This window comes from Paenibacillus diazotrophicus (assembly GCF_042610465.1).
The window spans coordinates 1-22,473 of the sequence record NZ_JBGJZN010000006.1 but is presented as its reverse complement, the minus strand read 5'-3'; the positions used below and the strand labels follow the sequence as shown (position 1 = coordinate 22,473).

Annotated in this window: 20 protein-coding genes and 1 other annotated feature; of the genes, 8 read left to right on the top strand and 12 right to left on the bottom strand. The window is 48.2% G+C overall.

Going from position 1 to position 22,473, the window contains the following annotated elements:
• Positions 1-238 precede the first annotated feature (238 nt).
• Positions 239-1,720: an amidase family protein gene (locus ACAN54_RS21060; RefSeq protein WP_379159964.1), complete on the top strand. Its 1,482-nt coding sequence runs from the start codon at positions 239-241 to the stop codon at positions 1,718-1,720.
• Here ACAN54_RS21060 and ACAN54_RS21055 read toward each other — a convergent pair.
• The gene (locus ACAN54_RS21055; protein ID WP_379159961.1) at positions 1,696-2,622 is read right to left on the bottom strand and encodes a helix-turn-helix transcriptional regulator; all 927 of its coding nucleotides are present in this window, start codon (positions 2,620-2,622) and stop codon (positions 1,696-1,698) included. The two genes, ACAN54_RS21060 and ACAN54_RS21055, sit on opposite strands and share 25 nt — an antisense overlap.
• Before the next feature lie 98 nt (positions 2,623-2,720).
• Here ACAN54_RS21055 and ACAN54_RS21050 point away from each other — a divergent pair, with 98 nt between their 5' ends.
• The gene (locus ACAN54_RS21050) at positions 2,721-3,185 is read left to right on the top strand and encodes a VOC family protein (RefSeq protein ID WP_379159958.1); all 465 of its coding nucleotides are present in this window, start codon (positions 2,721-2,723) and stop codon (positions 3,183-3,185) included.
• Between the two features lie 101 nt (positions 3,186-3,286).
• Positions 3,287-3,856: a YdeI/OmpD-associated family protein gene (locus tag ACAN54_RS21045; RefSeq protein WP_379159955.1), complete on the top strand. Its 570-nt coding sequence runs from the start codon at positions 3,287-3,289 to the stop codon at positions 3,854-3,856.
• 283 nt (positions 3,857-4,139) lie between these two features.
• Here ACAN54_RS21045 and ACAN54_RS21040 read toward each other — a convergent pair whose 3' ends face one another.
• From ACAN54_RS21040 to bcbE, 5 genes are all read right to left on the bottom strand, one after another.
• A complete protein-coding gene (locus ACAN54_RS21040) occupies positions 4,140-5,108 on the bottom strand; it encodes an ROK family protein (RefSeq protein WP_379159952.1) in 969 nt (322 codons plus the stop codon).
• A gap of 26 nt (positions 5,109-5,134) precedes the next feature.
• Positions 5,135-6,313 carry an ROK family transcriptional regulator gene (locus tag ACAN54_RS21035; protein ID WP_379159949.1) on the bottom strand — a complete coding sequence of 393 codons (1,179 nt, stop codon included), beginning with the start codon at positions 6,311-6,313 and terminating at the stop codon, positions 5,135-5,137.
• A 120-nt stretch (positions 6,314-6,433) separates the two neighbouring features.
• Positions 6,434-7,702, bottom strand: coding sequence for an erythromycin esterase family protein (locus ACAN54_RS21030; protein ID WP_379159946.1), 1,269 nt, complete (start codon positions 7,700-7,702; stop codon positions 6,434-6,436).
• Between the two features lie 34 nt (positions 7,703-7,736).
• On the bottom strand, positions 7,737-9,080 hold the full coding sequence (locus tag ACAN54_RS21025; RefSeq protein WP_379160903.1) for an LTA synthase family protein: 1,344 nt from the start codon (positions 9,078-9,080) through the stop codon (positions 7,737-7,739).
• Between the two features lie 37 nt (positions 9,081-9,117).
• Entirely contained in the window at positions 9,118-10,392 is a 1,275-nt protein-coding gene (gene bcbE / locus ACAN54_RS21020) for a bacillibactin exporter BcbE (protein WP_379159943.1), read from the bottom strand.
• 198 nt (positions 10,393-10,590) lie between these two features.
• Between bcbE and ACAN54_RS21015 the strand changes: the two genes are divergently transcribed.
• Complete coding sequence (locus ACAN54_RS21015; protein WP_379160901.1) at positions 10,591-11,223, top strand: LysE family transporter; 633 nt, start codon at positions 10,591-10,593, stop codon at positions 11,221-11,223.
• Here ACAN54_RS21015 and ACAN54_RS21010 read toward each other — a convergent pair whose 3' ends face one another.
• The 3 genes from ACAN54_RS21010 to ACAN54_RS21000 form a co-directional block, all read right to left on the bottom strand.
• Positions 11,224-12,663: an amino acid permease gene (locus tag ACAN54_RS21010; RefSeq protein ID WP_379159940.1), complete on the bottom strand. Its 1,440-nt coding sequence runs from the start codon at positions 12,661-12,663 to the stop codon at positions 11,224-11,226.
• Between the two features lie 155 nt (positions 12,664-12,818).
• Entirely contained in the window at positions 12,819-13,517 is a 699-nt protein-coding gene (locus tag ACAN54_RS21005; protein WP_379159937.1) for an SDR family oxidoreductase, read from the bottom strand.
• Between the two features lie 53 nt (positions 13,518-13,570).
• On the bottom strand, positions 13,571-14,026 hold the full coding sequence (locus tag ACAN54_RS21000) for a VOC family protein (protein WP_379159934.1): 456 nt from the start codon (positions 14,024-14,026) through the stop codon (positions 13,571-13,573).
• 181 nt (positions 14,027-14,207) lie between these two features.
• Here ACAN54_RS21000 and ACAN54_RS20995 point away from each other — a divergent pair, with 181 nt between their 5' ends.
• From ACAN54_RS20995 to ACAN54_RS20985, 3 genes are read left to right on the top strand one after another with little or no spacing between them, the layout of a single operon-like run.
• Positions 14,208-15,089 carry a carbohydrate ABC transporter permease gene (locus tag ACAN54_RS20995; protein ID WP_379159931.1) on the top strand — a complete coding sequence of 294 codons (882 nt, stop codon included), beginning with the start codon at positions 14,208-14,210 and terminating at the stop codon, positions 15,087-15,089.
• Positions 15,089-15,928 carry a carbohydrate ABC transporter permease gene (locus tag ACAN54_RS20990; RefSeq protein ID WP_379159928.1) on the top strand — a complete coding sequence of 280 codons (840 nt, stop codon included), beginning with the start codon at positions 15,089-15,091 and terminating at the stop codon, positions 15,926-15,928. The genes ACAN54_RS20995 and ACAN54_RS20990 overlap by 1 nt, the downstream gene beginning before the upstream one ends.
• 39 nt (positions 15,929-15,967) lie before the next feature.
• A complete protein-coding gene (locus tag ACAN54_RS20985) occupies positions 15,968-17,233 on the top strand; it encodes an ABC transporter substrate-binding protein (RefSeq protein ID WP_379159925.1) in 1,266 nt (421 codons plus the stop codon).
• Positions 17,234-17,291: 58 nt separating this feature from the next.
• Here the strand turns inward: ACAN54_RS20985 and ACAN54_RS20980 are convergent, their stop codons facing one another.
• Positions 17,292-17,879, bottom strand: a complete 588-nt coding sequence (locus tag ACAN54_RS20980; RefSeq protein ID WP_379159922.1) for a TetR/AcrR family transcriptional regulator — start codon at positions 17,877-17,879, stop codon at positions 17,292-17,294.
• Positions 17,880-18,165: 286 nt separating this feature from the next.
• Between ACAN54_RS20980 and ACAN54_RS20975 the strand changes: the two genes are divergently transcribed.
• Positions 18,166-19,599, top strand: coding sequence for a DHA2 family efflux MFS transporter permease subunit (locus tag ACAN54_RS20975; protein WP_379160899.1), 1,434 nt, complete (start codon positions 18,166-18,168; stop codon positions 19,597-19,599).
• Between the two features lie 190 nt (positions 19,600-19,789).
• Here the strand turns inward: ACAN54_RS20975 and ACAN54_RS20970 are convergent, their stop codons facing one another.
• Positions 19,790-20,278, bottom strand: coding sequence for a pyridoxamine 5'-phosphate oxidase family protein (locus ACAN54_RS20970; RefSeq protein ID WP_379159919.1), 489 nt, complete (start codon positions 20,276-20,278; stop codon positions 19,790-19,792).
• A gap of 241 nt (positions 20,279-20,519) precedes the next feature.
• Complete coding sequence (locus tag ACAN54_RS20965; protein ID WP_379159916.1) at positions 20,520-21,872, bottom strand: sodium-dependent transporter; 1,353 nt, start codon at positions 21,870-21,872, stop codon at positions 20,520-20,522.
• A gap of 189 nt (positions 21,873-22,061) precedes the next feature.
• Positions 22,062-22,288: a sequence feature (most likely nonfunctional fraction of RNA operon), on the bottom strand.
• Positions 22,289-22,473 lie beyond the last annotated feature (185 nt).

Below are 22,473 nucleotides of genomic sequence, written 5' to 3'. Positions count from 1 at the left end.
AAAGAAGAACTAAAAGCAGGGATAATCCAATAAATGGGAAACCCCTGCTTTTTATTATTGCTCTGCTACAGGTCAATTCTGTACAAAATGATCAGGACCTTGGTTCAGAGAATTAAGTCTGATGTTCACCAATACTTTTTTTATCTAAACAGAACTTTCCCTACCCCCTTAGCAAGGTACATGTTAACCTATTAGCGTTGTGCTATTATTTACCATAACACGAGGGGAGCCTAATACTATGAGCAGCATTAACTTACAAGCCTGGATTCAGGAAGCCGATATGGCGAGTATGCAAAAGGCAATGACTTCGGGTGAATGTACATCTGAAGCCCTTGTACTTGCATATATAGAACGCATATATAGATATAATCCCCTGATCAATGCCGTATTAGAGATTAATCCAGATGCAATTGAAATCGCAAGGAATCTTGACCTTGAACGAAATTCAACAGGCAGTAGGGGACCACTCCATGGAATTCCACTCCTGCTCAAGGATAACATCGATACATACGACCGGATGCATACGAGCGCTGGTTCAATCGCATTAGCTGAATCATTCGCTCCTGAAGATTCTTTCATAGCCGCAAAGCTCCGCGCTGCCGGCGCAGTTCTTCTAGGGAAGGCTAATATGACCGAGTGGTCGAATTTCATGTCCAACCGAATGCCGGCAGGTTACAGTTCTAGAGGTGGGTATGTACTCAATCCCTATGGCCCTGGTAAACTTTTCGTCAGCGGGTCAAGCTCAGGACCGGCAGCAGCCGTAGCAGCAAATTTGGCAGCAGCAGCGATCGGAACCGAAACCGCAGGATCGATTATCGGGCCGGCCAGCCAACATTTCCTCGTGGGAATAAAGCCTACTGTAGGACTTGTGAGCCGCAGCGGCATTATCCCGATCTCCATAAGTCAGGATACACCAGGCCCCCTCTCCAGAACAGTCACTGATGCAGCGACTCTACTCGGAGCAATGGTTGGAACTGACATAAGCGATAAGGCAACATGGCATAGCCCGCATCGTACTTTTCATGACTACACCAATGATCTCGACCGGGACTTTCTGCGTAAAGCCCGTATCGGGATTCCCAGACACTACTATCAGTCACTGGATAAAGAAAGACTGACCATCATGGAATCCGCCATCGAAGTTCTGCGTGAGCAAGGTGCTACAGTTATCGATCCTGTGGACCTCTATCTGGAACAGCATTCCTGGAACAATGACGTGATCTGCTACGAATTCAAAACAGGCCTGAATCGCTATTTATCGAAGTTGAACCCGGATATACCCGTGCATTCTCTTCAAGAATTGATTGATTATAATCAGAGACACGCTACTTCCGCATTGAAGTTTAACCAAGACAATCTTATTCGCTCGGAAAAAAATGCATTTAATGAATTAACCTATCAACTTAAACGTCAAGAGTATAACCTTCCGGCACTAACGCAAGGAATTGACTACGTACTTGACCAACACGGTTTAGATGCTTTAATGTTACCCGGTGACATTGATGGTATGTACATCGCTGCCCGGCTAGGGCATCCCCTTATTACCGTGCCCGCCGGCTATTCAGCAAAGGGAATAATAGACGGGGATGGCGATTCGACACGAGGTCCATTTGGTATTGTCTTTTCGGGGAGGGCTTTCAGTGAGCCCACACTAATCAGCATCGCCTATAGTTTTGAGCAGGCAACCCTTTTCCGTCATCCACCAGATCTGGGGAATTGATATTTATTCACCATCTCAAGTAAATAATCCCGAAATTCATCTACATATGATTTGGGCTCTACGATTTCTAGATTTGTACCGAAACTTGCCAGAAATTGAAACCCGATACTATTCTGAGGAATATCAATCGTGGCTAAGAAGTATTCAGAACTATAATTTTCAATACGCTTTCGGCCGTACCTTTCAATGAATTGATCTTTAACGCTAGGCGTAATTAACACTTTAATTGCGACTAGCTGCGGTTGATAACCGGTTGCACCTTGTTCTAATTCATTATTTCTAGGGATATATGTTGTTTCATCCATTTTAAGATTATCGATCCTGGCTAATTTAAACGTTCTATAACTCTGACGATGTACACAGAATCCCTTCAAATACCAACTCGTTTCGCTAAAATGAAGCTGGTACGGCTCGACAATTCTATTCGTCTTGGTGCCATTTATATCTATATAATCAAAGGATACTAACCTTCTCTTTAATATTGATTTCTGGCATATCTTCAGGGTTTGAAGAACCTCAGACCTCCCCTCCCAATCATAAAATGACAATTGGATTGAACCTTTCATAGATAAGGGGCTAACCATAGCCTCAATTTTTTTAATTGTCATTTCCACTTCTTCGCTAATTAGAATTTGTTCCAATCCGCCAAGCGCAGTCAATATATTCTCTAAGTCAGAATTGCTTAAAAGACGTTTATCCACCTTGTATTCGTCCATCATACGATAGCCGCCATTTACTCCATGGATGGAATAGACCGGAATGTTGGATAAGCTGAGTGTCTCCATATCCCGGAGTATAGTCCTTTTGGAAACATTAAATATATGTGCGAGCTCGTTAGCGGTAACGATCTCTTTTTTGAGCAGGATCATGATTATAGATATTAATCTCTCTACCTTCTCCATAGTTTCACCTTTTAGTATTTTATTTATAAAAGGTGACAATATAGCTGTCACCTTTTATAAATTATACTACATTTATCACAAGAAGGAGGTATTGCCTGATGTCAGCTATTGCATATATAAACTTTGATGGAACTGCGGAACAAGCAATTGAATTTTATTCGGAGGCTTTGAATGCAAAGGAAGTAAAGAAAGTACAATTTAAGGATTTTCCCCAAGATCCTAACTACCCATTGCCTGACAACGAGCTAAGTATGATTATGGAGTCTTCCATAGAATTTGCTGGGGGCAAAATCATGATGTCGGATATTCCGCCATCAATGAAGCAAGTAACGGGCGAGTTGGTTACAGGCAACAATGTATTAATCAGTATCATGATGGATGACAAACAGGCACTGAATCATTACTTTTCTAATTTGTCTGCTGGTGGTTATGTAATCATGCCGTTATCCGCAATGCCCTGGTCTTCCTGCTTCGGAATGTTGGTTGATAAATTTGGGGTGGTGTGGAAGTTTAATAGCGATGCTGATAAATTCCTTGATACAGTCCTATCCAGCAAACAGTAACACATTTACAAAAAATGGTCTTGTATGTAGAGACCATTTTTTGTGTTCTTTTCTAATATTGGCATTAGAAATTCATTTAGAAAGGATGATCTGTTATAGCTATGGAAATTGAAAAATTAATTCCAGTACAATCGAGAGAAGATTTAAGGACCTGGCTGCAGAGACACTGTACAACGGAAAGGGCTTGCTGGGTCTTGGTTAGTATGACGCCCACCCCTGATAAGTTATTATATTGGGACGCCGTTGAGGAAGCTTTGTGCTTTGGATGGATCGATGGAGTCAAGAAGAAAATCTCAGAAACTGAGCTGGCACAGAGACTATCACCTAGAAGCAAAAAAAGCTCATGGACAGAATTGAACAAAGAACGAGTCCGCCGCCTCGAAAAGTTGGGGTTAATGAGCGACGAAGGAAGAAAGATATTGCCCGATATGGACCCCGGTTCTTTTACAATAGATTCGGTTATCGAGCAAAGGTTAACAGAGGAGCAGGAAGTATATGAGAATTTCATGACATTCCCGGATCTTTATAAAAGAGTTCGAATCGACACGGTACAAAGCAATAAGAAGCAGCCTGAATTATTTAATAGCAGATTAGACAAATTCATAATAAATACGAAAAACAACAAAATGTATGGTCAATGGAACGATAAGGGACGTCTACTGGACTACTAATATCCCACAATAATCTTTTATAGAATATGTACTTCTAAAGAACCTTATAGATAAAAAAGTAAGCAGCAAGAACAAAGAGAATTAAGATTAAAAGTTCTTTTTTATTCCGTTTAAGCTTCCGCATCCTTCACCGCCTTGATTCATGATCGTCCGCATACGAGCAACAGTCTGGAGTATGAGCTTAATCAACTAGCGGCAATCGGGGACTTAATGAGTCTTCCTTGACTGCCGCTTCTCCATCACCGAATGGATCCAGCAGTGGAATCCTTTGATGTTTAACTTATTATTTACCTGCCAGCCTCGTTCTGACCGCTGCCGCAGCCCCGATTGCACCTGCTTGATTGCCAAGAACCGCCTGCCTGATGAGCAGTGGTTGATGAGGGGCGTAACGGCTGACCCGGTCTCCAATCTCTTGGACATATCCCGCATTCTTCTCCACAACGCCGCCGCCGAGAATGATCAGCTGCAGATCAAGAGTGATCGTAATGTTCTTAATAGCAACTGCCATCTGGTCATAGGCCTGATTCAGGATTTGTACGGCTGCCGGATCATCCTGTGCCGCCGCTGCAAATACATGCTCTGCCCGGACGGGTCCACTTTCAGCCAGTTGCCGGATTAAGGAAGCATTGTTCTCCTGAGCCATTTCATCAACAGCCTTCTGGCCAATACCTGTTCCGGATACGGCCATTTCAAATGGCCCGAATTCACTGTTCTGCGTATCTGTAGAGGAAGAAGTCTCCCCAGGTTCAAGAATCAGATAGCCAATCTCGCCAGCAGCAAATCCCGCACCACGATATATCTGTCCATTAAGATACAGTGCACCGCCGATCCCCGTTCCTACCGTAATCATCATAAAATGCTCTGAACCGCGGGCAGCTCCGGCAAAATGTTCTCCAAGCGCCGCCATATTCACATCATTGTCCAGCACGACTGTCCCCGGATAATGGACAGCAATAAGCGGACGGATATCCAAGGCTGGCCAATTCAGCGCAGGGGCACTCGTCAGAATCCCCGTGAATTCATTCATCACCCCGGGAAACCCTAAGCCAATCCCGCTCAGCGAAGAAAGGTTGCCCCCGTTCTTCACGCAGAACTGCTCTAATTCGCCAAATAACCAGTTGAAGAACAACTGCGGGTCACGCGTCAATTGTGTCGCCAGCTTATGCTGTGCAAGAATATTTCCTTGTTCGTCTACCAGGCAGAGCAACGTCTTGGTTCCGCCAACATCAATTCCAGCACTGTGTATCTTCATCCAAGTATCCCTCCTGATTTCTACTCCTAAGACATTGCCGCCGACTCTTCACGAATACGGCCAAATGCAGCCTGCACCGCAACTTGGACGGCTCCGAGAACGACATCCTTCTCCCTGTAATAGGAGACCCCTAGCCGTGGATTGTGGTTCCATCCGGTTAACCGGGCCTCCAGCCTATGAAGCAATACGTCCCCGTTGCTGCCGATGCCTCCGCCCAAAATAATTGATTCCGGAGCGATTACAGCGCAGATATTGGTTAACGCTTCTGCCAGTAGCCCGCAATACTCATCCATAAGGCTCTCAGCCAGAGGATTGCCCCTTCTGGCTTCCTCGAATAATCTTTCGGGAGAGCATTGGGCTCCATCTCCGGAAGAGCTCTGCTCCTCTGCAAACCTGCAGGCAAGCTTTATAAGTCCCTTTGCAGATAGTACATCCTCAAGCTTCCCTGCACTCAGACTCATGTTGGCCAGTTCTCCTGCGCCTCCGCCCATACCACGGTATATTTCGCCCTGAATAATAAGGCCTCCCCCGGTTCCCTCGCCTATCGAGAAGTACAAGAGTGATCGGCCAGCTCCCTCAGGGGAGATGGAATGCTCCGCCAAGGCCGCCAAATTCACATCATTTTCAGTGATGACGGGTACTGGCAACAGCTGTGCCAAACAAGTAAGCTGCAAGGTGCTTTCCAGTCCTGCAAGCGGCGAGACCAACCCGGACACCACGCCGCTTGAAGGATCAACAACACCTGGAATGCCGAACGTTGCAGCTTTAATCTGTTCCCATGAGACTGCGGACTCCTTAAGAAGACCTTCTATGCCCTGAACTAATAGGGCTTGGAACTCTGAATCCGTCAGGCTACGCACAGGCATTGCCAACTGTGTGTATTGGACGATCTGCCCCCCCATGTCTGCAAGCGCTATTCTTATCCGGGTTGCCCCGAGATCAACACCGATCACGTAGAAGCAATGATTATTGAATTCAAGCAGGGTTGCTTTTCTCCCTTGAGAATTATCAGCCCTGCCTGTTTCCCGGACCAGTCCCCGCTGGATAAGATGCGTAATGGCCGAAGACACGGTGGGTTTGCTTACTCCGGTTTGACGGCTGAGGTCTGCCCGGGAGAGTGGACCACCAGCTAGAATCATGTCTAGAATCAGCAGCTCATTGAGTTGGCGCATGGATCTTGGCGTTCCGACAGACTGTATTTTCATGATTCATCCTCTTCAGTATAGTTAGTTAATTTTATTAACTAACTATACCTGCTAACCGCAGTTTTTTCTAGCCCTCAAGACAAGTATTTTATTTATTGAATCTCTCCCGGCTGTCTCTGGTCAAGATGTAAATGCAGCCCCAGCCTGAACCGGAGACAGCGCATGGGTATGATCCAAATAAATAAAAGCATCATAACGCTTTGATATGACGGAGGGAACGTAATTCCCCCGCTCCCGTTCAGGATGATAGACCACACCAATAGCCCGGTGTCCGATAACCTTCTGGTCCAGTACAGTCGCTCCCTGACTGAACAGGAGCAGTTTATCTTCCGCTCCATCCCGGTGCAATAGCTCTTCCCAGCTGTTCTTCAGCGCCGGCGGAACCTGCATTACCTCCGCAGGAGCCCCCCAGGCTCTTCCGGCAATAACCGTTCCCTGGTATGTGCCAAAACCAACGGCATATACTGCGGTTCCATATTTCTCACGCAGTATCTGTCCTACATTGACCATCTGATCCTGTGCCATATCGGTTGCCCGGGCATCACCAATATGAGTGTTATGCTCCCATACCACTGCCCTGGCCCCCTCACCATAGAACTCCATCAGCTTGCCCAGAGCCGCCACCATATGGCGGTCCCGGATGTTCCACGAGTCGGAGTCATCCCGTATCATCGTCCGGTAATAGGATTCCGCCCCCTGTACAGTCATTGCATTGAGCTCTGCGCTTAATGCATTCTCGCGGTCCGCCGGCCCGGCTTGCTTCCACTCATCCTGAAGTTTGCTTAACAGCAAAATAACCTCCTCCTCGCAGCCTTCTCCATACAAAGAAGCAGATATCCCGTATGACTGTCCTTCCCTGTCAAAAGGCTCAAAGCATTCAAAAGCATGCACAGCCGCTTCCAGATCCGGACTGCCTTTAGAGGTGAGATATTTCAGGATCTCATCCATGGATTCCCAAAGACTATACATATCAATGCCGTAAAAGCCAACCTTCTCCGAATCCGGCCGCTCCTGATTATAGCTGCGCAGCCATTCCGCAAGCTCCATAATCTCCCGGTTAGCCCACATCCACGTAGGCCAGCGGGTATAATCGCTCAGTGCTTCCTGTGCATCCTCTGCCGCATCCGTGTACCCTTTGATATAGCGGTTAAGCGTATAACAGGATGGCCAGTCCCCTTCAACGGCGATGAATCGAAAGCCTTTTTCCGTGATCAGACGTTTGGTCAGCTCGGCACGCACACTGTAGAACTCCGAGGTTCCATGTGAAGCTTCCCCAAGCAGAACATAGCTGGCACTGCCGGCCTCGGTAATCAGACTGTCAAAAGCCTTTGCATGGTCCAAAGGCTGTGCCAACTTCCGTATCGATTGCATTAGTGTATGATTATCCATGAGCCTTCACTCCTCAATCTTGTTTTGTGAACCGTTAAGTTTCCGGGTTCTTGACTCCCGCACGTACCGGCAACTGCCTTACATAGCGGTCGGACTGCTTCATCCGTTCCATAATATAGTCATAGTCTGACTTATAGGCACTGATATCCTCGACACGTTTAAGCGTTCTGATGGAGGTGGCTTTCCCGTCCTTGAAACCTTCTTTTCCCGGGATAAACAGTACTTCATCATTAAAAAACGAGCCTGTGGGCAAATAATAACGCATTCCCACCACATTATGTCCTGCATTGATCAGATCCTGCCCAAAAGCCGTAAATCGTTCTGCCTGCAGATCAATGCCCATGATATTGGCGATTGTCGGGAGAATGTCAGTCTGACCTCCAGTCTGTTCTATCCTTCTCCCACTAAGTTGTCCCGGCAGATGAATGAGCAGCGGTACATTAAAAGTACTGATATTTTTGTGATAAGGAATGTTCAGGGTGTCGCTAATCTTTTGGGGATTATACTTTTTCTTACTGAGTCCAAAATGGTCCCCGTATACAACAAATACGCAGTTATTCCACATACCCGCTTGTTTTAGTTTATGGATGAAGGTCCCCAGGGCATAGTCCGCATAATGGATGGCCGTAAAATAATCCCCGAGCGTCTTGCCGTCTAAAGCCGCATTCAGCTTCAGCCGCTTCCTGTCTTCCGGGATGGAATATGGAGAGTGGCTGGAGACGGTCACCAGCTGGGCATAGAACTTTTGATGCTTCTGTGCTAAGGCATGCAGCTTGTTGAAACCCACCCGGTAAAGCTCCTCATCGGAGGCCCCAAACCGGTTAAACTTCTCTTTGCGGTAATAGGGCCGGTCATAATAGGTGTCAAAGCCCAGTGCCGGATACAACTGATTCCGGTCCCAGAAGCTCACATCATTAACATGAAAGGTGTTTGCAATATATCCCCGCATATGCAGCAATCGGGCCATGCTGGGAAGCTTCCGGTTGCCGTATTTGGAAGACATGGGGGGCCCCCCTGCCGGGTAGATGGAAGTATTGGCAGCAAACTCTGCATCTGATGTATTTCCACGGCCAATTTGCTGAAACAGATAAGGGAAATATAAGCTTTCATCCGCCAGTTCATTCAGAACAGGAGTCAAAGGCTGGTCTTGTACAGATTGATTGAGCAGGAAATTCTGGAAGGATTCCAGCTGAATCATAATGAGATTGTACCCTTTTCCTGCTCCAAAATAGGCTTTGAGGCCGTCTGCGCTCCGCATGGCAGCAAGTTGCTCCAGGCCGGAGTCAGTCTGCACCCTCTTGTAGGGATGCCAGAGAATAAGCGCAATACTGACAAGAAATACAGTCCCGAGTATATAGGCTTTCCGGATAGAGAACATTCTCAATCGATTCGCCGCTCCTCTCCTTCCTGACCGCTTACCTTGCGCGTTGCCGCCACAGTGGTTTGCTCCCCAATATTCCCGGCTTCTGGGGACGGTCCTCTTTGTTGCTCCCTTCGCTCGGTTTTACGGCGAATAACGTTAGGAGCGCCCCTACCGTCCCGACAGCTGCCATAGTTCCGAACAGTACCCAGTGTCCTCTCGTCATTAGAAGAGAAACAACAGGCGGGCCCAGAGCCACCCCGATGAAGCGCATGCTGCTATATAGAGACGTAATGGTTCCCCGGTTCTCCTGTTCGATACTCTCCGTAATCAACGCGTCCATGCAGGGCAATGCTACGCCGATTCCGATTCCGCTCAGACTAAGAAAGCCGACCATGAAATAGATATTATTATTAAAGCCTGTTATAACCATGGCTGCTGTCAGCAGCACCATACCTCCGAAGCCGAGCCATTTCATCAGCATCTTGTTCTGGCCAATAACCTTGCCGCTGCCGTAAGAAGCCAGACATAACAAAGCCAGTGGAATCGCCAGCACAAAGCCTTTGGAGGAGCCGTGTAGGTTATATTTGGCCTCCAGGGTTTCCGATAAGTAGAATAAAACTCCAAAAGTCACAAACATACATATCCCGCCAATGGCAAAAATGGAATATAGCCAGCGGCCTTTTTCACGCAAAATATCCTTGATTTCTCTTAAAAACTGTTTGATTGCTTTATTCTCCGCCTGCTCTTCAGCTTTCGGCTCCTTTACGAGCAGAATCACCAGGGCAAAGGAGATCAGACAAAGTATTGGAATCGCAATAAATGGAGCGTACCATAACAAAGTTCCCAGATAAGCACCCAGGATGGGACTAAGCACTTTACCGAACGTATTCGAGGTCTCCACGACACCCAAACCTTTGCTGACCTCTTTCTCATCCTTGAACAGATCCCCAACAAAAGGAATAACAATAGGAAAGGCCCCGGCTGCCCCAATGCCTTGGATGAAGCGCCCGGCCAATATGACCCAGTATGCCACAGCCCCCTCCAAAAACCACGCAGCGGCGACACAACCGGCCCCGCCCAGCGCAGCAATGATCAAGCTCGGCAGAATAACCTTTTTCCGCCCATACCGGTCGGATAAGTACCCCGCAATCGGGATCATCAGGATAGCAATGAGGCCGTACACCGTAATAATCATGCTGACCTCGAAAGCGCTGATCCCAAGCTCGCTGGAGATTTGCGGCAGGATAGGCAGCAGCATGGAGTTGCCTAATGTCATGATCAGCGGGATGGAAGCAAGCGCAACCAGAGCCCCTTTCTGTCCCTTCATGGTAGACCCACCTTTATCATTATTCACATGTTGGTTATTGTGGTTTCCAGCGAAGGATTTAATACACATGGCCCCATATAGTTATCTGTAAGTATCATGCAGAAGCAATTGATTACTCGGAGGCTATGTTTTCGTTGTCCTACAAACGCTCCTGACAGAATATGCTAGCTACAGAATAGTAAAAAGGGGGCGGGCACTATTAATGTATTCATAGGTTATATCTTTTTGGGGCTGTCGCTTTCAGCTCCGATTGGACCGATCAATGCTGCGCAATTGGACAAGGGGATCCGTGGAGGCTTTATGCATGCCTGGTTTGTCGGGCTTGGAGCCATAAGTGCAGACATCATCTACATGCTTCTGGTGTATTTTGGAGTTATACATCTGCTTGATGCCCCTTTTGTCAAAGCGTTTTTGTGGTTGTTTGGTTTTTTTGTGCTGGTATATACAGGGGTGGAGAGTATCAAAAATGCAGGTATCATCGAGGCCAATGAAATGAGAAGCAGCGAGGCTTCCCTTTCCAAATCCTTTCTGGCCGGATTCCTGATGTCATTATTCAATCCGCTCTCCATCCTGTTCTGGCTGGGGATTTACGGCTCCATTCTGGCAAAAGCCGCAAGCGAGTATCCGATGCAGCAGCTGCTGATGTACAGCAGTGCTATTGTACTGGGAATTCTGCTGTGGGACGTATCCATGGCGGCCGCCTCCAGCGTCTTCCGCAAATTGCTGACTACCCGGGTGCTTAAGTCCATCTCGGTGCTATCGGGACTCTCGCTGGTCGGCTTTGGCTTTTATTTTGGCGTACAAGCTGTACAATTGCTGTTTTTTCATTAACTAGAGCTTGCTTTTGCGCATGCGGATTCCTTTGATCCTGAATTCGGGCCCGCCTGCCAGCCCATGATGCCTAGCAGCCTGTTCACCTACCGGGCCTTGTTCCGCAGAACCGGCCTGTCTCTTCTTGCGCACCTTGTGCACAATGAGGTCGGTTGCCGCAATTATAGCCACCAGCAGCAGACTAATATAAAAGCCCGGCCGGCTGATCTTATGGAAGAGAGTACCGGCAACAGCCGCGCCAATTAACACCAGGCCTGTCCACCGCTTAAGTCCGCTTAATTTCGCTGCCTTCAGCAGCTTTCCGGATGACAGCAGAATAAAAGCCCAGTTGTATAAAAGCATCAAACCTGCAGCTGTAGTGATATATTCATACACCTTTCCAGGCAGCAGCAGAGACATCACTATCGCTGCAATTAACCCGACAGAGATCAGACACATGGCGAACAAGGGGTACTTATCCTTTAATTTCCGCGAGAAAAGCTTCGGTGCATCCCCTTCCTGCGCCAGAGTCAGCATCATCGATGTCACCGCATAGAGCGAAGCCGTCATCGTCGAGAATCCAGCGATAATCAGCACACCATTGAACAGATGCGGCACAAAGGCCAGGTGATCACTGGCCAAGGCAAGCACAAATGGACTTTCTTTTGGATTAAACGCACTTAACGGCACCATGGTCACGGCCAGGCCAATAGATATAACATATACTGCAGTCAACAGCACCAGCATCACTTTTCCTGCTTTAGGCGCTTCTTCGGGCTTGTTCAGCCGGTAGGACATGATTCCCAGCACCTCGATACCGCCGTAAGCATAGAACGCAAATATAAAAGCAGACCACAGTCCGATGCCTCCGGCTGGAAACAATGCATGAACCGTAACCGGAAGTTTGGGCGTGTATTTACCGCCCCCGATCCATCCTGCCAGCAAAGCCGCTGCCAGTACCATGAACATTAGGATGGCAGCCACCTTGATCACAGCCAGCACATTTTCAACACGGTCAAAGCCCTTGTTCCCGAAGAAGACAATCAGCAGGCCCGTCAAGCCAAATCCTGCCGCAAAGATCCACATAGGCACTCCCGGGAACCAGAACCGGGCAAAAATGGATAATGCCGTAAGCTGGCTTCCCATGATCAAAAGCTCCGAGAACCAGTACACCCAGCCGCTGGCAAAGCCAGCCCAGCTTCCAAAAGCCTTTTTGGCATAAGAACGGAAAGACCCCTGCTCAGGATGATCTGCCGTCATTCGGGATAAGGCATCGAACACTACATAGGTTCCGGCAGCAGCAAGAATGTAGGCCAGTAAAACCGCTGGTCCTCCAATGGAGATCGCCAGACCGGAACCCAGGAAGTAACCGGTACCTATGGTACCCGCTACGCCCAGCAGGCTCAGCTGCCACCATTTTAGTTTTTTGTCGTCTTTAGCATTGCCGGAAGCTTTGTCCAAATGAATTCAGTCCTCACCTCTATAGGATTGTGAAGTGCTCACTGTGTATAGGCTCCCCACCCTTTTTCAATTTCATTAAGCGGCGAGACCGAAAAAAAGAGAACCCTACAAGCATCTATCTCTTGTTAGGGTTCTTCTTATAGTTAGCAACACACCTATATATCCATATCCTTGCCAGTATAATCTACGAACATGAAGCGGCCTTCCGGCGTAACGCGCTGCTCGATCAGGCGGATAATCCCTTCAGCGCTGCGGCGCGGATTCGTCGGCGCCTCTTCTCCACCCATATCCGTATGCATCCAGCCGGGATGAACGCTGAGCACATGGATGCCACGTTCCTGCCCATAGACATTTAGCTGCTGGGTGAACATATTGAGTGCTGTTTTAGAAATAGCATATGGATAATCGCCAGGATAGGCATGAGTGAGGCTGCCTGCTTCGGATGAAATATTGATAATGGAAGGTCCGGGCTCCGTGAGAAGTGGCAGAAAGTGTTTCACCACCCGCATCGGTCCATACAGATTAATATCCATCGTTGTCTGCATAGCCTGCATATCTAGCTCTTCAATGGGAGTATTGCGTGCGGTCAGAACCGCTGCATTGTTAATTAACGCACCGAGCTTCCTTCCTTGACTATTCAGACGGCTTGCCAAGGAGGCAATCCCTTCTTCATCCGTCACATCAAGTTCAGCTATAGTCAGCCTGTCTCCATGATCCGCTGCGAGTTGAGATAATGCGTCCTGTTCCTGAGCAGGATGGCGGACACATGCGATGACACTGTGCCCCCGCTCAAGCGCTTCGGCAGCCAGTTCAATACCCAGTCCCCGGCCTGCACCGGTAATTAGTATATTCATAACAGATTCCTCCTTCATCTAAGCTGTAGGCCGAACACGTATTTATAGAATGATTAGCTGCCGTCGTTCTCCAGCAGTTCCACAAGCACCTTCAGCTCCTTAAACGTATCCATATAAGCATAACGTCCCCCGGTATATTCACCCTTCTGCTGAAGCGGGAATCCTTTGCCTTCCAGCAGCATAATCTTCTCCTTCATCCCTTCGATCACAAAAGCAATGTGATGTGGACCTTCGCCATGCTCATTCAGATAATCCCGCCAGGTGCTCGGTTGATGATCCGGCTCTATCAGCTCCAGCTGCAGGGAGCCCATATCAAAAAAAGCCAACTTCGCCCGTGCTTCGGTCTCCCCGCCGTAGTAACGGGTCTGGGCTATATCAGCTGTATCCGTAATGATAATTTCTGGCTTTTCCAGTCCAAAAAAGTCCGCATACGCCCCGCTGACCTTCTCTACATCATTCACCAAAATCCCAATCTGCGTAATGAAATGATTGCCAAGCCATCCTGACATGCTTCATACCTCCTTGTTTTGTGACCCATCTACCATACCCGCATTATGAAAAGGCTGTCAAGCTGAGGTAGTGGGGACCTTCATCTGTATTTATATATGGAAAATTCTAGTCTTTTTGTTTCGGTTCATTGGGGTTCGGTTATTTATTGAAATGTTACATTCCACAGAGAGGTGAGAAGCGATGGAGCTTAAAAGAAGATCACGTCTGATGCAGCAGTTTATTTTTGTCGGGCCAACTTCACTCTTTTTCTTTGTCATTGTGCTGATTCCGTTCTTTTTGGGACTATATTATTCATTTACGAGCTGGAACGGAATCTCGCGGCATGTCGAATGGACCGGGCTAAGAAACTATCTACATATATTCACCAAAGATCCTTCCTTTTTGCATTCATTCTGGTTCACAGCCAAGTTCACCTTGTTCGGCCTGGTGCTGACGAATCTGCTCGGTTTTACACTCGCTTATATACTGACCCGCAAGCTGCTCACCCGCAATGTACTGCGAACGGTATTTTTTGTCCCTCATGTAATCGGCGGCTTGCTGCTCGGATTCATCTGGCAGTTCATATTCGTCAGAGGGTTCGCGTCCATGGGACAAGCCACCGGCTGGTCCTTCTTTACTCTGCCATGGCTTGGCACGGAAGCAACAGCCTTTTGGGCCATAGTGATTGTCTTTGTCTGGCAAAATGCAGGCTATCTCATGGTCATCTATATCTCGGCGATCAACAACGTTCCACAGAGCCTGATGGAAGCCTCCAAAGTAGACGGTGCCGGGCGGATGCAAGCCTTGCGCCATGTTACGATTCCGCTGGTGATGCCGGCTGTAACCGTTTGCTTGTTCCTGTCGATCTCCTGGTCCTTCAAGCTGTTTGATCTGAACCTGTCCCTGACCAAAGGCGGCCCCTTCAAAGCTACCGAATCAGTGGCGCTCAATATTTACAATGAGGCATATACCATCAGCCGGTTCGGCATGGGCTCGGCCAAAGCGATGGTTTTCTTCGTCATTGTGGCTGTGATCTCGCTGCTTCAGGTCAGAGCAACCAAGAAAAGAGAGGTGGAGCTGTGATGGAGACTACTGCTAAGAAATTCAGTGCCTCCCTGCTGCTTGCCGAGTTGCTTATGATTGTGCTGGCGCTTGTATTTCTGGTTCCGTTTTATTTTCTGCTGGCGAACTCGGTCAAAAGCTACAGTGAAATTCTGTCGGATTCAGCTGCGTTTCCTTCCGTATTCCAATGGAGCAATTACACCGGAGCCTGGAAAGCCACCGATTTCCCGCGTGCCTTCCTGAACTCTTTTGTGGTCACAGTAATCAGCAATATACTGCTGGCGTTCCTATGCTCCATGTGTGCCTACAAAATGGTCCGCAATAACAGCAGATATAACCGTATTCTTTATGCGGCTCTCGTAGCAGCCATGGTGATTCCATTTCAGGCGATTATGATACCGTTGGTCCAGATCGTAAGCAGTCTGGGCGTAATGGATTCGACGGCGGGTCTGATTCTGGCCTATCTGGGATTCGGCGCTCCCATGACTGTTTTCCTTTTCCATGGCTTTGTGAAATCTGTACCTATCGACATTGAAGAAGCGTCACGGGTGGACGGAAGCAACCCTTACAGCACTTTTTTCCGGATTGTCCTGCCGCTGATGCAGCCGATCATCGTTACCGTCATCATTCTGAACACCCTATGGATCTGGAACGATTACCTGATGCCTTCGCTCATTCTGCAGGACCCAGTGCTCCGCACCATCCCTATCGCTACCTACAGCTTCTTCGGACAATATACGAAGCAGTGGGATTTGGCGCTGCCGGGTCTTGTGCTTGGGATTACACCTGTAGTTATCTTTTTCCTGCTGATGCAGAAATATATTATTGAAGGAATTGCCCAGGGTTCCGTCAAAGGCTGAGGATTCACGCGACTTTTCAGGCAGAGAGGATGAATCAATATGATCAACACACGCGGACTTCTCCTCGCATGCTCGGTGCTGCTGGTTGGACTGACGGCCGGCTGCGGACGCGGCAGCGACAATGCGGGTGGAATCAAAACTGTGCATATCTACCAGTTCAAGGTAGAAATATCTGAAGCGCTGGCTTCACTGAAGACCGAATTCGAGAAGGAGCATCCGGATATCCGGCTGGAGATCCAGAGCGTGGGTGGCGGCAGCGACTATGGTGCCTCCCTGCGCGCCAAGTTCTCTTCCGGGGATGAGCCGGATATCTTCACCATTGGCGGCAACAATGAACGGGATATGTGGCTGGAATATTTGGAGGACCTGAGCGGAGAAGCCTGGGCCAAGGATGTGAAACCTCTGGCTGCTGAACAAATGACTGTGAATGGCAAGATATATGGGATGCCGATGAATCTGGAAGGATACGGCTTCATATATAACAAGGATCTATTCAAACAAGCTGGAATTACTGGAAAGCCGCTAACCCTGACCGCTCTGCGGGAGGCGGCAGAGAAGCTGAAGGCTGCTGGTATCACACCTTTTGCCAACGGGTATCAGGAATGGTTCGTGCTTGGCAATCACAATGTGAACGTGGCCTTCGCCCAGCAGCCCGATCCTGTAAGCTTCATCGCCGGCCTGACAAACGGCTCCAAGACCTTCGCCGGGGACCCGATTTTCTCCAAGTGGATCAACCTGCTGGATTTAACAGTGGAGTACGGCAACAAGAACCCGCTCTCGACCGACTATAATACCCAGGTGACCATGGTGGCGAGCGGGGAAGCGGCAATGATGCAGCAGGGCAACTGGACCCAGGGCCAGATTGACGGGATTAATCCGGATCTCCATCTCGGCATACTTCCGATGCCAATTGATGATTCAGCGGAGGACAATGACAAGCTATATGTCGGGGTGCCCAGCAATTGGGTGGTTAACAAGTTCTCCCCTGTCAAAAAGGAAGCCAAGGTCTTCCTGGATTGGCTGGTGACCTCGGAGACTGGCAAAAGATATATCACTAAGGAGTTCCAGTTCATCCCCGCACTCGACAGTATCCAGGGTACCGAAGAGGATCTGGGAGCCCTGGGTGCAGAAGTTCTGGAATATACCGATAAAGATCAGGCCTTGACCTGGAACTGGTCGCGCCTGCCAAACGGAATGCCGCAGGAATTATCCAGCAGTATCCAGGGTTATCTTGGCGGCAAACTGACTAAAGAAGGCATGCTCAAGGAGTTTCAGGTCAACTGGGATAATCTGAGTGTGCAATAATTGTGTGTATCCGACAGCGCCCCATATATAAAGGGAATCGGGCGCTGCGGATCTGATTTTAGAGTTGATTATTGAGACCGGACCGGAGCATAGTAATTTGTTTGGCAAGATATTGCGGCGTATAGGGCATGTCTTTACGAAGCCAGGCCACAATGGTACCGATCACAGCTGCAGATCCATACCAAATGGCAATTTCTCTTTGTACACTTGATTCTGCATGGCCGGAGATGCTCTGTTTTCCCTCCAGCCTATTCATGATCAGTTCTGATTGTAGCTTGAACAACCGGTCTGTAAAGACCGTAACTTGACGTGTTGTAAAAATAATTTTATAAAATCTGGCATTCGCCTCAATATGTTTGAGAAGGTTCTCCAGCAATGGCCATTCCTCATTTTCTTCCAACTTCGAATTGTTATCCAATACCTTTTGAATATCCTCCACCATTTCATCCGCCATTTTTTCGAGCATATCCGGGATATCCCTGTAATGAAGATAAAAAGTAACCCGATTGATCTGGGCACGCTCTGCAATTCGGTTTACCGATATTTTCTCGATATCCATTTCTTCCAGCAACTCAATAACAGCATTTCTAAGCAATTGGCGGGTACGCAATACCCGCGGATCTATACGAGGTGTTGTATTATCCATTCTGCTCGCTCCTTTTTTCACAAGTACACTACAATTTCACATGATGTGTAGTTTTTCAGATGGAAAATTTACAAATTCAAATTAACCGTAAACTAATCGACATTTTTTCAGAAATCGTTGCTTGCTTACATCTTATTTTCATCTATAATCAACTTTATGCATTGTAAACTATACAACACATTGTAAATTTAGTCCATGATTGACGATTTGAAAGGATGGAGTAAGAGTGAGTAGAGAGACAGTAGCAACAAGCAGTTCCGTCAAAAAAGGCCCCATCTTGTTCATTATGATATTGGGCGCCTTTCTTGCGACACTGAATCAAACAGTAATGAGTGTGGCCGTGCCCGAATTAATGCATGATTTCAATATCACAGCTGCAACAGCCCAGTGGCTAACGACCGGCTATATGCTCGTTAACGGTGTTCTGATCCCCATTACAGCTTATTTGATGCAGCGGTTTACAACACGTGAGCTTTTCCAGGCCTCAATGTTTATATTCTTAGCCGGAACGGTCGTATCTGCCCTCGCGACGAGCTTCCCGGTTCTGCTGACCGGGCGTATGATTCAAGCTGCCGGCGCTGGAATTATAATGCCGCTGCTCACCAATGTCATTTTAGCCCTCTTTCCGCGTGAAAAACGTGGAGCGGCCATGGGTATGGTCGGATTGGCTATTATTTTTGCCCCTGCGATAGGCCCTACTCTGGCAGGATATATCCTGGAACATTACTCTTGGGAGACTATGTTCTACGGAATGCTGCCGCTCACAGCCATTGTTATCATCTGCGGGTTCATTTATTTGAAGAATGTCTCGACACGCTCGTATCCCAAAATCGATATGACCAGTGTCATCCTCTCCACGATCGGCTTCGGTACACTGCTGTACGGCTTCAGCCGGGCAGCCAGCGCCGGATGGTCAAGCGCCGAAGTCCTGCTGTCCCTAGCTGCAGGCGTCCTGTCTCTAGGCCTGTTCACCTGGCGCCAGCTGGCATCGTCTACCCCGCTGCTTGATCTGCGGGCCTTCAAATACAACATGTTCTCCTTGACTACGGTTATCAGTATCGCGGTAACCATCATCATGTATGCGGATATGATGCTGCTGCCTCTGTATCTGCAGAATGCACGCGGCTATACAGCTATGGAGTCCGGCTTGCTGCTGCTTCCCGGTGCCCTTATTATGGGACTGCTAATGCCGGTCACCGGCAAGCTGTTCGACCGGTTCGGGGCCAAATGGCTTGCCGTCATCGGACTGCTGATTACCATTTTGACGACCTTAAGCTTTGTGAACCTAACAGATTCCACCAGCTACATGTATCTGGTGTTCATGTCCACCGGACGCCGGATCGGGATGGCATTGCTGCTCATGCCAATCCAGACATTAGGGTTAAATCAATTGCCATCCAATCTCAACGCGCACGGCACCGCCATCTCCAATACCGTCAGACAAGTGGCCGGTGCTGTCGGGACTTCACTGCTCGTCACCGTGATGACCAGCCGTACCACAACACACATGATGGATATTATGGCCGCCGGCGGTAAAGGCACTACGAAGGAGCAAATGATTACACAAGCCTCCATCCAAGGCATCAATGATGCATATCTGGTGATTGTGGGCATTGGGATCATCGGCTTACTGCTCGCCTTCTTCATCAAACGTGTGGGACAGGAATCCGGGCAAGAACCCGATGTCCAGCTGAACAAGGCTATTGCCGAAAAAGCCTAAGAAATATAGGAAAACGAAATGACTGGAATTCTACTTATCCGATATTCACTGAAATAATATGTACCTGATTGAGATGCATAGCCGACTGGTACAATAGATTATGTAATAAAGAAACACCGGTCTGCCGGGCAGCTTAACTGCTCTGGCAGACCGGTTGTGTTTTGTGGAGATCATTAGATTAACAAGCCTTCTATAATTCGACCGTCTGGTTGAGATTCGACCCCGCCGTATCCTGATTCGTTATTCGTTTAAACAAGTAAGTCGCCTTCTCGGCCAGATTACCGCTCTTCCAATATTCAGCCGCTTCAGCCTGAACCTGGATCAGAATCACCTCAGGATCATCATAGCTGGTCTTTAGAAAAGCACCATATGCTGCATTCCAAAATTCTTTTTTCTTATCCAGATCCTCAACGATTCTCGCCGTTCCTCGAATAGAGACGTAGGATTTGTCGGCATACACGACGTTAACCCTGGGATCATGAAGGATTTCCTCGAACTTGCTAGTATCTTTTTTGGTAAGGAACCATAAATCTCCGTCGAATTCAACTTCCTGTGTCATCATGGGGCGGGACACCAGTCCTTCGGCAGATATCGTCGTGAACATCGCAGTATCGATGCCTTGGATCAGCGCTCTAACCGTCTCAACAGCTTCCTGATGATTCTTGTTCAAATCAGTCATGTTAATCGCCTCGTTTCTTCCGGGTTATAGAATAGGTTGTCCAAAGCCATATCCTTTATTAACCGAAAGGTGCAAAATGTTAACTACTAATTACCAATCCTATCCACTACCTAAGACTTAACGGGATGATCGAATGCGAAGAGGAACCTGATTCACTTCCCTTGGCTGATCATTAATCCAAATAAAAAGCTCTACAACCACAATGGTCGTAGAGCCTTTATCCATGCTACAGATTGTTAAATTAGAAGCTAATGATTCCCGAGGTATGGAGCAGCACCAGAAACACCAGAACCGGTGCAACGTACCGGAGCATAAATAGCCAGATGCGGAACCAACGCGCCTGTAGTCCAGCAGCTTCAGCTGCTCCCTTCCAGAAATATCCGGCAAAAATGGTGATCAGCAAACCGCCAAGCGGCAGCATAATGTTAGAAGTGATGAAATCCATCCAATCAAACAGGGCCTTTCCACCAAACGTAAGCTCAGGGAACATCCCCAGCGACATCGCTGAAGGAATACCAAGCAGGAAACAGATCAGCGACAGAATCCATACCGAACGTTGACGGCTCCAGTTCCAGCGCTCCATCGCGAAGGATACAGGTACTTCAAGCAGAGATACAGCCGAGGTCAACGCGGCAATTGCCAGCAGAATGAAGAACAGACCCCCGAAGAACGCACCGAAAGGCATAGCAGAGAATGCTGCAGGCAGAGCTATGAAAATCAGTGAAGGCCCTTGATCCGGGGCAATACCAAATGAGAACGTCGTCGGGAAAATAATCAATCCTGCAATCAACGCATATAGCAAGTCTCCAGCGCCTATGGCAAGTGCAGCGGTGCCCAGCGACTGTTTTTTATCCACATAAGAACCGTAAGTTAAAAGAATCCCCATCCCGAGCGACAAAGAGAAGAAGGCATGTCCCAAAGCGACCAGAGCGGATTCCGCCGTCAGCACCGAGAAGTCCGGTTTGAGGAAAAATGAGACTCCCGCGTTTGCCCCTGGTAAGGTTACCGCCCGAATCATCAGCACAATCAGAAGAACGACCAGGCCGGGAATTAATACTTTGTTAAACTTCTCTATCCCCCCCGATACCCCAAGGATAACTACACCAGCCGTTATGAGCATGGCTACACCCTGCCAAACAATCGGCGTGTACCCTGAGATAAAGGAGCCAAATGCACCGGCGTAATCCGTAGTGCTGAACAGTTGTCCATTGAAGGATATCATCGCGTAATGCAGCGTCCAGCCTGCAACAATAATATAGAAAGAAAGGATTAGAAAAGGCGCCACGACTTGCAGAATCCCTGCTGCCTTCCAGCCTTTTCCACCCCCGGCACGTATGAACGAAGTCGCTGCACTTCCGCGTCCACTGCGCCCGATAGCCAATTCGGCCAGCAATACCGGCAAGCCAATCAGTACCAGGCAGACAATGAATAGAAGAAAGAAAGCCGCACCACCATTTTCACCCGTAATATAAGGGAACTTCCACATATTTCCCAGACCCACAGAACTGCCGATGGCTGCCAGAATAAAGCCACTTGAAGAAAAACGTTCTTTCTTCTCCGAGAGCAGATCCTTCTCACCTTTAAATTGATTCATTCACCCATGCCCCTTTTTCTCTTTTAGCCTTCATTATAGCTTAAGTTCCCCTGAGAGTCTCATGGGAATTTCTGAACTTTCTAATAATTATTCCTTTTCGCTGTATAAAAACTCAAATTTTCTCACAGGTGCTTTTCATAATTCATAACAAAAAAAGCCACTGTCGATTGCTCGACAATGGCTTTCTGTGCTTGGCGGCGTCCTACTCTCCCAGGACCCTTCGGTCCAAGTACCATCGGCGCTGGAGGGCTTAACGGTCGTGTTCGGGATGGGTACGCGNCTCAACAATGGCTTTCAGTGCTTGGCGGCGTCCTACTCTCCCAGGACCCTTCGGTCCAAGTACCATCGGCGCTGGAGGGCTTAACGGTCGTGTTCGGGATGGGTACGCGTGGAACCCCTCCGCTATCGCCACCAAACGGGCACTTGCTATGCAAATGCATGATTCAGGTCTCAGCATCGCCAAATGCTGAACACAAATCTTTCATCCATGGGCCACGTGGACCTCATGAATTCGGACTTGATTCCTGAAAACTGAATCCGAAACGAATCTGCGTTTTATCTTTTGGATAAGCCCTCGACCGATTAGTATTGGTCAGCTCCA